The organism is Ruegeria sp. CJ2 (assembly GCF_056536745.1).
This window is the reverse complement of record NZ_JBQFQF010000013.1, coordinates 46,696-59,880: the sequence shown is the minus strand read 5'-3', so window position 1 is coordinate 59,880 and position 13,185 is coordinate 46,696. Positions and strand designations below refer to the sequence as shown.

Sequence of the window (13,185 nt, the reverse complement as noted above, 5' to 3'; positions counted from 1 at the left end):
TCCTTTCGACGGATTATCTTGTCAGTTTCGACGATTTCTCTTTGAGCCACCGGGGGGCGAACGCGACCCGGTGCGATTGGAACCGGAACCATCAGAACCCTCGCAACCCGGCCACGATTTCCGCGTGATAGCTGTAATCCCCTAGCCATTCCGCCGAGACCCGCGCCCGCTTCATGTAGAACCCCATGTCAAATGCATCGGTCATGCCGATGCCGCCATGCATCTGCACACCCTCGATCACCGCCAGCTTTGCGGTCTGGGTCGCGCGCGCCTTGGCCAGAGACACGGCAAGGGTGGCGTCCTTGGGGTTTTCATCCAGCTTGCGGCCCGCGTGCAAAATCGCCGAGCTGGTCACTTCGGTCTCACACCACAGATGCGCAGCGCGGTGTTGCAGGGCTTGAAACGCGCCGATTGGCACGCCGAATTGCTTGCGCTCTTTCAGGTATTGGACCGTCATGCCAAAAGCCCCGGCTGCCAGACCCGCGGCCTCGGCCGCTAATGCAGCCTGACCAGCCTCCAGCGCTGGCTTCAGGATTTCCATGGCATTGCCAACCGTGCCCAGAACATCCTCGCCCGTGGCCTCGACATCCGCAATGCTGATCCGGGCCGAGGAACGTGCGTCGATCATGTCCGAAGCCACGCGTTCAATCCCGGCGCGGTCGGCGGGGATGTCGAAAAGGGTCAACCCTTCGTCGGCCCGGGCCAGCACAAGCAACCGGTCAGCAAAGCCGCCATCCACCACAAAGCTCTTGTCGCCGTTCAGACGGAAACCGTTGCCGTCCTTGGTGGCGGCCAATGCCGTTTTGTCCGGGGCGTGTTTGCGGCCTTCGTCAATGGCCAGCGCATAGGTGCGTTCACCCGCCGCAATCGCCTGCAACGCGGCAGAGGCCCTGTCATCCGCCACTTGCCGCAATGCAGTTGCCGCCATCACTGCGGTCGAGATGAACGGCGTCACTGCAAGGGTCTTGCCCATCTCACCGGCCAGAACCCCGGCTGCGGCATGTCCCATATCCGACCCGCCCTGCGCCTCGGGCACCAGAATTCCGGCCCAACCCATCTGCGCCATTTCAGTCCAAAGCGCGGGGTCATGGGTTTCAGCCGCGTCCCGCATGGCGCGCAGCTTACTGACCGGCGCGGCCTGATCCAGAAAGCCGCGCGCCGCATCTGCCAGCATCACTTCTTCTTCGGTTTTCACCAGCTTGGTCATGCGCGCCCCTTTCTGCCCATCGTCAGCAACCGACATTCCCCCAAAATCACGACGGCAATCCCAGAACCCGCTTGGCCACAATCCCCAGCATTACTTCGGATGTGCCGCCTTCAATGGAATTCGCCTTGGTGCGCAGCCAATCGGACGGGCGCGTGCCCATCGGTCCGTCCCACTCCAGCGCGTCCGACCCGCCCGAGTCCATCAGCACTTCGAACACCCGCTTGTTCAGTTCGGTGCCCATGTATTTCAACATGGCCGAAGCGTCGCCCGCGCCTTGGCCGGCCTCGGCCTGATCCTTGTAGCGTTCCAGCGTCAGCCCGATGGCCAGCGCGTCAATCTCGGTCTGCATCGCGTCGGCGCGCAGGCTGGCATTGAGGGCACCGTCGCTTTCCTCGGTCAGCACGGCCCCCAGAGATCGGCCCGACCCCATCAGCCCCCCGGCCCCGCCCGAGATCATCTCACGTTCATGGGTCAGCAGGTATTTCGCCACGTCCCAGCCTTTGTTGACCTCGTGCACCACCTGTTCTTTGGGCACTTTGACGTCATCAAAGAAGGTCTCGCAAAACGGCGACTCACCCGAAATCAGGCGAATGGGGCTGGTCGACACGCCCGGCGTTTCCATATCAACCAGTATGAAGGAAATCCCCTTGTGCTTGGGGGCATCGCGGTCGGTGCGCACCAACACGAAAATCCAATCCGCCTTGTCCGCATATGAGGTCCAGACCTTCTGGCCGTTGACCAACCAATGGTCACCCTTGTCCTCGCACTTGGTCTGCAAGGACGCCAGATCAGACCCCGCGCCGGGTTCCGAATAGCCCTGACACCACCGTATCTCACCGCGCGCGATTGGTGGCAGATAGTGCAGTTTCTGCTCTTCGGTCCCAAATTGCAGCAGCGCAGGCCCCAGCATCCAGATACCAAAGCTTTCCAGCGGTGAGCGCGCCCCGATACGGCGCATTTCTTCGTGGAACACCTTTTCCCGCGCCCGGTCCAACCCGGCCCCACCATAGGCGCGCGGCCATGTGGGGACTGTCAGCCCCTGTGCAGCACACCGCTCCAGCCAGTCTTGCTGCGCCTGCGATTCAAACGTCCAGCGCTTGCCGCCCCAGCAGATGGTTGCTTCGCTGGAATTCCGGTCGCGCATTTCGGTCGGGCAGTTTTCTTCCAGCCACGCACGCAAAGCGGCACGGAAAAGCTCCGGTTCGGTGATATCGTGCATCAAGTCCTCCCACGGTTCGCAGAACCCAAGCCCTGCGATATCGTTCCGCTGTGCAGAATTACATTTCATTTTCGAGTTGACAACCCCTCTCTACACCCGATGATGCTCGCCAAGAGCGCACAGGCGTTGCGAGGAGGACCCCATGAAAGCCATGTTAAGCACCGCCGCGGGCGGCCCCGAAACACTGGAACTGACCGAACTGCCAGACCCGACGCCGGGCAAAGGGCAGGTTGTGATACGCGTCCACGCAGCGGGGCTGAACTTTCCCGATACGCTGATGATTCGGGATCTCTACCAGATAAAACCGCCCCGCCCCTTTGCCCCCGGCGGCGAAATCGCGGGCGAGGTCATTGCCTTGGGCGAAGGCGCAAGCAATCTGGCGATCGGCGACCGGATCCTCGCGCTGACCTCGTATGGCGGCTTTGCCACCCATGTCGCAATTGACGCGTGGCGCGCGGTGAAAATCCCCGATGCGATGCCCTTTGAAGATGCTGCCTGTTTCGTTTTCACCTATGGCACGTCCTATCACGCGCTAAAGGACCGCGGCTATCTGGCCAAGGGCGACACCCTGCTGATTCTGGGCGCCGCCGGTGGTGTGGGGGCTGCCGCGATCGAGCTGGGCAAGGCGATGGGTGCGCGCGTGATCGCGGCCGTCTCATCCGAGGAGAAGGCCGAGTTCTGCCGCCGGATCGGTGCGGATGAGACGCTGATTTACGCACGCGAGATGGACAGTCGCGACGCGCAAAAAGAACTGTCAGCACAGGTCAAAGCGCTGGCCGGACCGAATGGAGTCAACGTGGCCTATGACGCGGTCGGCGGCGGATATGCCGAACCGGTCATCCGGGCCATGGCCTGGGACGGGCGTTTCCTGGTTGTTGGGTTCCCTGCGGGAATTCCGAAGATACCAGCCAATCTTGCGCTGCTGAAAAGCTGCCAGATCGTCGGCGTGTTCTGGGGGGCGTCGGTGATGCGCGATCCTGCGGCACATGCTGCGAACATGAAAGACTTGTTCACCATGTATTCGAAGGGTGAGATCAAACCTCGGATCTCGGCCAGCTTTCCGCTGGAACAGGCTGCTGAGGCCCTCAAGCTGATGGATGATCGAAAGGCCATGGGTAAAGTTGTTCTTACGATGGATTAAGGCGCAAGGCAGGTTACGCCCTGCCCGGCCTGTCCTTTCGGGTTCTATTCAAGATGTGCCATGTCGTTATACCCGCGCACCACCATCTTTTCCCCGCGGATTACCAACCGGGTGAAAGAGCCATTGGCCGCGCCCAGAAAGGTCATGGCAGGCGCACCTGTCGCAATCGACATGGCGGCGGCAATCACGCCGCCATGGACAAACGCAGCCACCCTCTGATCGGGATGCGCCGCGGCAATCCGCGACAACCCGGCACGAACACGCCCAGTGAACTGTGCTGTGGTTTCAGCGCCTGGAATCTCACCCCATTCATGGTTGGCCTTGGCACGCTGAAAAGCCGGGTGGCGCTCGGCCGCGCGGATACGGTATTCGCCGCCATCCCAGTCACCCAGATGAACCTCGCGCAGATCAGGCTCTTCGATTGGCTGCGAAGCCAGATGCGCCAGCAACGGCGCCGCTGTTTGACGCGTGCGCCGCAGCGTGGTGACATAGACAGCCGCAAAAGGCACCGACTTCAGCCGCGCGGCAACCGCCTTAGCCTGCGCCTCTCCATTCGGATGCAGGGCCGGATCGCCATGCCCATCTTTCAACGGAAAGGGCTTGCCCGGTATCGCTGGTTCGGACTCACCATGTCGGATCAGGAGAATATCCGCTGCACCCGCAGGCGGAGCATAAACGTGCTGACGAAACTCTTTGGTCATGGCGCGCGTCCTTTTCAGCAACCCTCACGACACAACACCACCCCCGCGCCAAGCGCAACATATTGACCGCCCTCAAGAGGAGAATTTTCGAATGACCAACCGTCAGATCATCGTCCGCGAACTGCCGAAAGGCGCGCTGACGCCCGACCATTTTGAGCTGCGGGAAACTGATATCCCCACCCCCGGCGCGGATGAGGTACTGTTGCGCACCCTCCTGATGTCCATCGACGCCGCCAACCGGTCGTGGATGCAGGGGGCCACCTATCGCGAAGCGGTACAGCAAGGCGACGTCATGCATACCTATTCGGTCTGCGAAGTGGTCGAGAGCAACTCTGACACCTTGCAGCCCGGAGACATTGTCGCCGCCGAATCCGGCTGGGCCGACTATGTGGTGCGCCCCGCCAAGGCCTGCACAAAGCTGCCAAAAGTGGCGCAACTGTCCAATCTGCATTCGGCCCTAGGCATTGCGGGCAAGACCGCGTTTCACGGCCTGATCGGTGTGGGCCGCCCCGTGCCCGGCGAGACGGTGCTTGTCTCGGCCGCGGCAGGTTCGGTCGGAGGCTATGTCGGCCAGATCGCCAAGGCCATCGGCTGCCGGGTCGTGGGCATCGCCGGTGGGCCCGAGAAATGCCAGTGGGTCAAGGAGGAGCTGGGTTTTGACGATTGCGTCGACTACCGCGCGCCAAGCCTGTTCAAAGCTCTGCGCGCAGCCTGTCCAGATGGGGTCGATGTCTATTTCGACAATGTCGGCGGTGAAATTCTGGAAACCGCCCTGTTCGCGATGAACCAGAAAGGGCGCGTCGTCTGTTGTGGTGCGATCAGCCAGTATGACAGCGGCGCACCGACCGGCCCACGCAACCTGCCCGGCCTGGTGGTTGTGAAACGCCTGCGGATGGAAGGGTTCATCTTCACCGATTTCGCCGATCAGGACGCCACCGCCCTGCGCGCGCTCCAGGGGTGGATCGACAGCGGTCAGTTGAAAGTGTTCGAGGATATCGTTGAGGGCTTGGAAAACGCGCCGCAAGCGCTCATCGGGCTGCTGGCAGGCGAAAACAAGGGCAAGCGCATGGTCCGGGTTGCACCCGATCCGTCGTAAACTTCTGATATTAAAATGTATTTCTGAACGACATGGGTGCAAATTCCCGCAGCCGTGCAGAACAGACTTAATCACTTGCGAGCCTCCCAAGTACTTTGGGGGGGGCGCGATTTACATCAGAAGCGAAGCATAGCTTTCGACGGATGCCTTGTTCAGGAAGTAGGCCAACAACAGCGCGCAAACCGATATCGGTGCTATCAGTTCAATCGCTTCTCTAATAGAACTCGAGGAGCTATTCCCACGCAGACCAGAGTCCGCCGTCGTGGATTTCTGCGCTGTTGGGAACAGCTCCTGTTTAATATATTTAACCATGTTCAACTCGTTACTAACTACTTCGAATAATTTATTACCCCCTGTTTTAACCCAAAATTAACGCTGTGTTTTTTCAGGTTTTGTCATGAATTTCTCGCAAATTCCGGGGATATTAACCTGCGGAATCGCCCATTGTTGAAATAACCAGAACGGCGGCAGCGGCGAACGCCCCCCAAAAACAAAAACACCAGAAGTGTTTGCCACCTTTCTCACAAACCGTCTGGACTGCGCCAATGCCGCTGGATCGCGCAATCAATCTTGCCGGATCAGCGCGTGCAGTTCGAAGATACTGATAAGAAGCGAGACAAACAGGCCGACGATCAGGACATAGGGGCTGGCCAAGGTACTGTCGACCCAGTCCGGCTTGATCAGAGCGGGTCGCTCGAGCCCAAGAGAAGACGCGCGAATGGCATGATCTCCCAGAGACGAATGGAACACCACCTGCACAGCCTTTGTTGACTCCAAAGGCAGAGTGATATGGCCATAGCCAAGCGAGAGGGCATCGGCATCTCTGGCGTGCACCACCGCGACCTCCTCACCGCGGGTAAGATCGGAACTTAGAACCTCGTAGGTCTGCTTTCCCATCACGGACGACAGCACATGCGTCTCGCGGACGCGGTAACGTCCTTCATACAAAATGTCCTTGGAGCCTGTATTCAGAGGGCGTCCGATCGTGATTGAACCCGCAAAGCTGAGTGCGCCTATATCCTGCAAATACGCGTTTCCGAAGACTATGATAGTGTCTTTCGGAACGCTGGTGAGATCGTCCAACACACGCAGTTTCAGGCTTCCGTCATCGCCAACCCGAAGCGAAACGCGCGAGTCATCTGCCCAGCGCAGAACACTCTTTTCCGGTTCCACAATCGTGTAGGCACGCGCGTCGCAAGGGCCGTCAGATGCAACCGCATTTCGGGTTCTGCTGCGCGGCTTGGGGATGCAAAATACCGCCCCCGATATCGGCCACGCATTGTGATCTCCGGCAAAGGTGATCTCGCCACCCGAGGTGAGGGCTTCGACGACAAATGTTCTTTCCGGCTGCCAAATTACATTTCCCAGAAATGCGACAAACAGAACGGCCGCCGCCAGAAATGGCAAAAACCTGAGCTTGAATACATAGGCCAGCGCCAACCAGATCCTGCTTTCGCCGGTATTGGTCTTCAGAAATCGGAGTTTCACCCGCGAAGGTCCAGTTCAACAAATTCGGATGGAGACATATTGCCGTCGGAAATACGGATCATTTCGACTTCGATAGGCGCACTCAGATCAAAGCCCTCAAGCTCCAGTTTGCAGACCGTGTCAAACACCGTGCGGATACCTGTTTCTATTCTTGTGCAATCGACAGGGTCCGCCGACGGATCATCCCCGACATAGACGAACACTTCGTCCGCCCCGAACGAGTTCGCGTAAAGCGAGACTGTCGTTGATTGCGCGGCTTCGGTATTGCGCCATGCAATCGGCATCAAGGCCGCTTCATCCGAACTGTCACAGCTTCCGGCAGTGGTGGAAATCGCCAGGTCATCTGCCCCCAGTGACAACAACCGGTCGGCATATTCTGTCGGATATGGGATGTCAGCAACCCCACCGGCCCAATCTGATCCGATACGGTAGGTATTGCGCGCCTCATACAGCCCGTCGGCCGAGATCAGCGAAATGCACATTTCTTTTCCCTGCCAATCCTGCGGTAATGAGGCCGTCATGACAACGTGATCCGTGAACGCAGCGCTCTGCCGAATTGCACCCAGCACAAGAAGGCCAGAAATCGTTGCCGATGGTTTTAACTCTTCCTGCAGTTTTTCTTCCGACAACGAAATCTCTTCGCTATTGCCAATATTCGGCAAGCAAAGCATGGTCGCGGCAAGCAGTAAAAATCTATTGGAATCAATCATGAAGAAGAAACAGTCCCTTGGTCTTGGCATTGGTTTGATTGGTTCCCTGTGTCTGGGTTTTTGTCAAGCAGTGGCAGAGCCTGTTGCGGTCAGAGGGGCGGAACGCGGTCAGGGTCTGTTGTTTTCTCACGACAGTCATTGCTACTTGATTACCGCACGCCATGTCGTAGACAAACGACCCCGAGCTCAGGTGGTCGGAGAAGGCGCGCTGACGGGTACAGCCTCGCTGCGATTCCCGTTCTGGCAGGGCATGGACCTTGCGGTTGGGGTGGTGCGGCGCAGCATCGCCGACCGGTGCTCGGGGTCAATCGACGACCTGAAGCCACAGAGTGGTGGATTGGCGCAATCCAGCACCGCTGAACTGGTTCTGATAGATGACGAGGGGTTTGTGGATCGTCTGGAAATGCGCCTGACGGAAACGCGATACCTTGATCTGGAGGCCGCGTTCAATGAGGCGGAAAAGGACGTGGCAGCCCGCCAAGGAATGAGCGGCGGCTTCCTGTTTGTGCGCGGCAAACCCGTTGGCATGGCTCTTGAGGCATTGGAGAATGGCAACATCCGCTTCATGCGTATTGACGAAATTCATCAGAACGTCGCGCGATGGATCGGATCGCAAAGTGAAATCGTCGCTGAGGCAGAGCCAATTGAAAATCAGACTTTGGACGGCGGCTTGCCCTTGATGGTTTCATCTACGACGGCCAAAGCAGTCAACGGTGACAACCTGCCCGAGAACATGCTGTCAGAGGACGGCAGCTTTGTCTTCGAACCCATCCGCAATGCGGAGGTGATATTCACAACGACAAGTGAAGAGACCCCAACAGTATCGCGTATTGCGATTACCTCGGCAGAAGACGACGGCGCGGCAATGCCCCGTCGGATCGTGATTTTCTCAAGCCCGGATGATCAGGGACAGAACTGGCGGACATTTTGGTCCGGTGAATTGTCGCGGGACGGTATTCTGGATACAGGGCCACGAGCCCAGACCTGGGCTCGTAGAATCAAGATCGTCATTGCAAGCGCGTGGTCGGCAGAGCCAATAAAAATCGACCAGTTTCGCGCGTACTAGGTTACTCGATCAAAGGAATTGATGCAGGCAAACCGGGGGTCACCCAACCACCGTTACGGGTCGTAAAGCTGCCTTCAAGCTTACCTTCCTTTGCCAACGTAAACTCGATCCAACGCGTATCTGTATAGTTGTGGGAACTCGGCACAAACAGGCTTACGCTTGCCGCATTGACGCGAATTGCGCAGAGATCCTTGAAGTCCGATCTTGCGATGCACGACAATTCTTCATTCTTTTCGCCAACAGGGACATTGAAGGACGCGGCCTTGTTTGCCCCCAAGGTGCCTCCATGACGACGCATCACCTGATCAAATGTTTCTGCCTTATCGTCAGGCACTTCTTTTGCATCAATAAAAACAGAAAGCGTCGGGCCGCCCGCAAGGTAGCTTTTCAATGCTGTCCAACGTACATCAGGATTCGGGCTGGTCAGACCATGTTTCAATGCCATTGAAACAAGTGTTTCATCCCCCGATTCGAGCATGACCTGCAGCGCCGCCATGGATCTTTTCGGGTCTGGATCCATCAAATAATCTTCGAATCCGCCAAGAGTTTGCGCACGCTCATTCACTTTCGCCTCGAAATCTTCGAGTGAAATGCTTTGTGCGGTTACGGAAGACACCGAAAGGAATGAAGCGACTGCCGCCGCCCAGAATTTGTACATTTTGTACCTCGTAGTTTAGGTAGCCGGACCATACCGAAGGCGCATCCGAGCGAAACCACAAGGCGCGTCTTCAGCGTGCTGGATCGGCGACCTGTAACCCATTCGCAACGGGTCACCCCGTGCGGGCTTACTTACTGATATGTCGTCAATAAATCGTTAACCAAACCCATCCCAGCCACCAAAGTTCGGTGCTGCTGGACCCTGGGATTTCGTGGTTTTGTTCGACGTATTTATAGTTGGAAAAACACTGACGTTCGGCTTCGGCTGAGGCTACATCCTGAACAAGGTCAAGCTTGGGTTTCAGAACCGCCAGTGTCGTGACGCTGAATATCTGATCAATGATATTGGTTCACCTGACGCTGCATTTTGGAACACAGGCGCAGAATTCGAAAGATCGGATAGACGAGTCCGTTTGAATTCGAGGGGTCAACGAGGGGTTCGTTTTTGATCGGGCGGGACATGACGGCCTCCTAAGCTTACGCTACGTTAACTTAAGTCCTGCGTATGTTCTGTGAACAAAAGCACACAAGCCCGTGTCCCGTCCGGCATTGGCAAACGAAGCGACCCCGCATTGATCGCAATCGCGCTTGATGGGACCTCATCAGCGCGAAATCCTTTGAGCAGGCGCTTCGAAGATTGGAAAACAACAACTGACACCGGAATTTTCGCCAGAAAACCTTGTTAATTCGAAAAAATTTTGGGAGCCATCTCCAAAGCTGACGGACAAAAACACACCCGCGCTGGTGGAAACGGCTCCCATAAATTTAGTCGTACAACATTCAACTCGTTACTCAACGTGTGGAACAAATTATCATTCCCAACGTCGCTTGGAAAATAATCGACGACTTTTTTGGCAAATTGAGATGTTTTTCGACCAAAAATCAGAACAGTGGCAACGTGCATCGGCGCACTGTTTACTTTTTGAGAACGTAAGCGAGTGGAACATGCCGCCAAGCCACTGTTTTGCGCCAAACTCTAGAGAATCTGTTGGGGGCTTAACCCCGACGCCGTTTCATACCTACACCTCGGTTATTTCAAGGGTTAGCACCTGTCGATATGGCGTATCGGGTGTGTAGATGACCGAAGGGAACAACGGAACATTGACTGCGTTTGGATATCCTGACGGTTCAATGCATATCCCAGCTCGCTTGCGGAACGGCTTGGACAGTTGCGATCCGGAATAGACCTGCGCGCCAGGTTGATCGGAAAATACGGACAGACGCAGGCCGGATGCAGCGGTAAGCTCGGCCACTGCGTCCGAGGTCGGCCGGTTGCCTTCAAAGCAATAGTAATGATCCAAATCCACGCGGGCGTCGCCAACCAACTTCGATGATCCGAAATCGAGCGAGCCGCCGCCAACATCTGAGACACGACCCAAAGCAGGGCCTTGATCGTCCGTTTCAAGATACGCCTTAGCTGCGAGTTTTAATCTGAGCGCGGAAACCCCGTCCGTACAGCCCAGTGAATAGTAATTGTGCTGCGCGATGCTGATCGGCGTCGGCCTGTCCGGGACCGCATCAATCTCATAGGTCAGGCGCGGGAATTCCAACGTGACGCGCAGTCGGAATTCAACACTGCCGGGGAACCCGTTTTCTCTGTCCTGAGAGGTCAGGCTCAGAATGGCTTCTGACAGCGAAACGTCCTCAAATGCCCAGAGTTGGTGAGAGATTGCGCCTGAACCGCCATGCAATGTGTTGTCGCCCTCATTTGCGAACAGGTCAAACCTCTCGTCCCCCAACCGGAACTGAGCGCCTGCGATCCGATTAGCGACACGGCCGACAATCGCACCCATGTAATTGACGTCTGACTCATAGCTGCCCGGGTCGTCATACCCAAGGATCAACGGCTTTCCTTTGTACCACCACCCCTGCGTGACGGCCCCGTAGTTCAGCAGAGACACGCGCATGTCTCCGTCGGTCAGAACTGCTGTTTTGATGTCCATGTTAATCCTTTGGCTAAAGGTGCGAGCCGGGAGTGGAACTGCCGATAATGGTCATAAACCTCTTGTCGGAAATCTGGATGACGCTTTGCCATCGAAAGGCGAAAGATCCGTCAACTTTGGCCCCTCCCAAGGCACAAGGCTTGTCAGAATTACATAGTAATGTTTCTATGTGATCAGCACTTTAACGACAAAACAGGACTTTAGCACACACCATTGGGAGGATTCCTATGAAACTGCATTGCCTGGTCGCGTTGTCCGCGGGTCTGATTTTTTCACAGGCCACCGCACAGGAAGGACCGATTCAGCACGATGCAGAGTTCTATGTCCTCCAGGCGCAATACGCCCAGCAATGGGCGCAGGATGACGCTGCCGTAGACGAGGCGCTTGCCGCTTTTGAGGCGGGCAACGGGGGTAAGCCACCGAATATTATCAATGTGCTGATCGACGATGTCGGCTTTGGCGACATGGGCATTCCTGAACTGAATGCTGTCAGGGGATATGAAACACCCAACATAAACGACTTTTCCGATCAGGCGATGCGGATGATGCGCATGTACACCGAACCCTCGTGCACACCGACCCGCGTGGCACAGATGACCGGGCGGCTACCGGTTCGCATGGGGATGGGAAACACGTCGGTCGATATTTCGGGTTTCGGTTTGCCCGGCGACGAGGTCACGCTGGCAGAGGTGCTGAAGGGCGAAGGATACGCAACCTCTCATGTCGGCAAATGGCACATGGGCGACATTGCGGAAAGCTGGGCCATGAACCAGGGGTTTGATTACGCCCAGCATGCGGTGCACCAACAGGGACAGTTGGATATCTTCAACGATGACGGCATCCGTGAACAGGTATCGGTCGGAATAGGCGACTACGACCCCATCTACACGCTGGACAACTGGTTTCGCCCCGACCCCGCAGCGATGGTCACCGTGATCGAAGGCGAGGCCGGAGGCCCGATCCGCGAAATCCGAATGGAGCCGGGTGAACGCTGGGGCGCCGAAAAATACGACGAGATGAACCAGGCATTCCAGGACAAAACGCTCAGTGAATTGCGGCGGTTGTCACAAGGCGAAGCGCCGTTTTTCCTGCAATACTGGCCCATGATCCCGATAGACAGCACACGGACGGGGCGAACCGGCCCCGAAAGCGCCAATGCCGGGCTGTTCGTCGACAAGATGCAGCTGCTGGACCAGTGGCTTGGGGATTTGTTTGACGAAATCGACGCGCTGGGGCTGTCCGAAAACACCATAGTCGTCGTGATGGGTGATAACGGGCATTTCACCAAATATTCCCCGCAATCCGGCTTTTCCGCGATGATTTTCCGGGGCGGCAAAGGGGACACCAGCGAGGGTGGAATTCGCGTTGACGCCTTCGTTCGCTGGCCCGGTATGATCGAAGCCGATGGAATGCTCAACAGCATCGTGCATGTCTCGGACCTTTATACGACGCTTGCGCGATTTGCCGGAGCGTCTGAGCATATTCCACGTGACCGGTTGGTGGATGGCGTCGATCAAAGTGCGGCGATCCTGTTTCAGGACGAACAAAAGGCGCGTCGCGACAGCGTGATCGCCTATTCAATCCACTCGCCCGAGGCGATTATCAAGGATCAGCTCAAACTGATTTTCCCCGGCTCGCTTGAAAATGCGATCTTAGCGGATTTCTTCAATCTCTACCGGGACACACGAGAAGAATACCCCGTGTCAACCGAAGTGGGCGCATGGGGCGGGGCCGAGTTTGTTCGGATACTGAACCGGCACATGGCCCGAAAAGAGAAGTTCCCGGACACAAAGCCCGCGATTGGTGTTCCCTATGAGGGGATCGAAAACATCCGACCGGAAACTCAGCGCGCGGTCGAGGCGTTTCTCGCCAAACAAGGCTCGTCCATGCAGTAACCAGAACCCCTTCTGCCGCAACCCGGCGAAAGGCCCAAGCACAATAGACATCAAGGTACACA

12 protein-coding genes are annotated in these 13,185 nt (G+C 57.0%); 4 read left to right on the top strand and 8 right to left on the bottom strand.

All coding sequences use genetic code 11. From position 1 onward, the window contains the following. Positions 1–91 precede the first annotated feature (91 nt). Together ACR0MS_RS17390 and ACR0MS_RS17385 are read right to left on the bottom strand one after the other, a co-directional pair. Complete coding sequence (locus ACR0MS_RS17390; protein ID WP_480576443.1) at positions 92–1,207, bottom strand: acyl-CoA dehydrogenase family protein; 1,116 nt, start codon at positions 1,205–1,207, stop codon at positions 92–94. Positions 1,208–1,253: 46 nt separating this feature from the next. Beyond that, entirely contained in the window at positions 1,254–2,426 is a 1,173-nt protein-coding gene (locus tag ACR0MS_RS17385) for an acyl-CoA dehydrogenase family protein (protein WP_480576446.1), read from the bottom strand. Between the two features lie 142 nt (positions 2,427–2,568). Here ACR0MS_RS17385 and ACR0MS_RS17380 point away from each other — a divergent pair, with 142 nt between their 5' ends. Next, a complete protein-coding gene (locus ACR0MS_RS17380) occupies positions 2,569–3,567 on the top strand; it encodes an NADPH:quinone oxidoreductase family protein (RefSeq protein ID WP_480576449.1) in 999 nt (332 codons plus the stop codon). Positions 3,568–3,611: 44 nt separating this feature from the next. Here the strand turns inward: ACR0MS_RS17380 and ACR0MS_RS17375 are convergent, their stop codons facing one another. Then, on the bottom strand, positions 3,612–4,268 hold the full coding sequence (locus ACR0MS_RS17375; RefSeq protein WP_480576452.1) for a histidine phosphatase family protein: 657 nt from the start codon (positions 4,266–4,268) through the stop codon (positions 3,612–3,614). 91 nt (positions 4,269–4,359) lie between these two features. Here ACR0MS_RS17375 and ACR0MS_RS17370 point away from each other — a divergent pair, with 91 nt between their 5' ends. After that, positions 4,360–5,364, top strand: coding sequence for an NADP-dependent oxidoreductase (locus ACR0MS_RS17370; protein ID WP_480576455.1), 1,005 nt, complete (start codon positions 4,360–4,362; stop codon positions 5,362–5,364). Positions 5,365–5,733: 369 nt separating this feature from the next. Here the strand turns inward: ACR0MS_RS17370 and ACR0MS_RS17365 are convergent, their stop codons facing one another. Genes ACR0MS_RS17365 through ACR0MS_RS17355 form a run of 3 tightly spaced genes read right to left on the bottom strand, consistent with a single transcriptional unit; the run spans position 5,734 to position 7,481 of the window. Then, a complete protein-coding gene (locus ACR0MS_RS17365; protein WP_480576458.1) occupies positions 5,734–5,928 on the bottom strand; it encodes a hypothetical protein in 195 nt (64 codons plus the stop codon). Continuing rightward, positions 5,929–6,852, bottom strand: a complete 924-nt coding sequence (locus ACR0MS_RS17360) for a hypothetical protein (protein ID WP_480576461.1) — start codon at positions 6,850–6,852, stop codon at positions 5,929–5,931. Beyond that, positions 6,849–7,481, bottom strand: coding sequence for a hypothetical protein (locus tag ACR0MS_RS17355; protein WP_480576464.1), 633 nt, complete (start codon positions 7,479–7,481; stop codon positions 6,849–6,851). The genes ACR0MS_RS17360 and ACR0MS_RS17355 overlap by 4 nt, the downstream gene beginning before the upstream one ends. A gap of 79 nt (positions 7,482–7,560) precedes the next feature. Between ACR0MS_RS17355 and ACR0MS_RS17350 the strand changes: the two genes are divergently transcribed. Further along, complete coding sequence (locus ACR0MS_RS17350) at positions 7,561–8,628, top strand: hypothetical protein (RefSeq protein WP_480576467.1); 1,068 nt, start codon at positions 7,561–7,563, stop codon at positions 8,626–8,628. A gap of 1 nt (position 8,629) precedes the next feature. Here the strand turns inward: ACR0MS_RS17350 and ACR0MS_RS17345 are convergent, their stop codons facing one another. Both ACR0MS_RS17345 and ACR0MS_RS17340 read right to left on the bottom strand, forming a co-directional pair. Continuing rightward, the gene (locus ACR0MS_RS17345; protein ID WP_480576471.1) at positions 8,630–9,286 is read right to left on the bottom strand and encodes a hypothetical protein; all 657 of its coding nucleotides are present in this window, start codon (positions 9,284–9,286) and stop codon (positions 8,630–8,632) included. Positions 9,287–10,304: 1,018 nt separating this feature from the next. Further along, positions 10,305–11,228, bottom strand: a complete 924-nt coding sequence (locus ACR0MS_RS17340; protein WP_480576475.1) for an aldose epimerase family protein — start codon at positions 11,226–11,228, stop codon at positions 10,305–10,307. A 227-nt stretch (positions 11,229–11,455) separates the two neighbouring features. Here ACR0MS_RS17340 and ACR0MS_RS17335 point away from each other — a divergent pair, with 227 nt between their 5' ends. After that, entirely contained in the window at positions 11,456–13,123 is a 1,668-nt protein-coding gene (locus ACR0MS_RS17335) for a sulfatase-like hydrolase/transferase (protein WP_480576479.1), read from the top strand. Positions 13,124–13,185 lie beyond the last annotated feature (62 nt).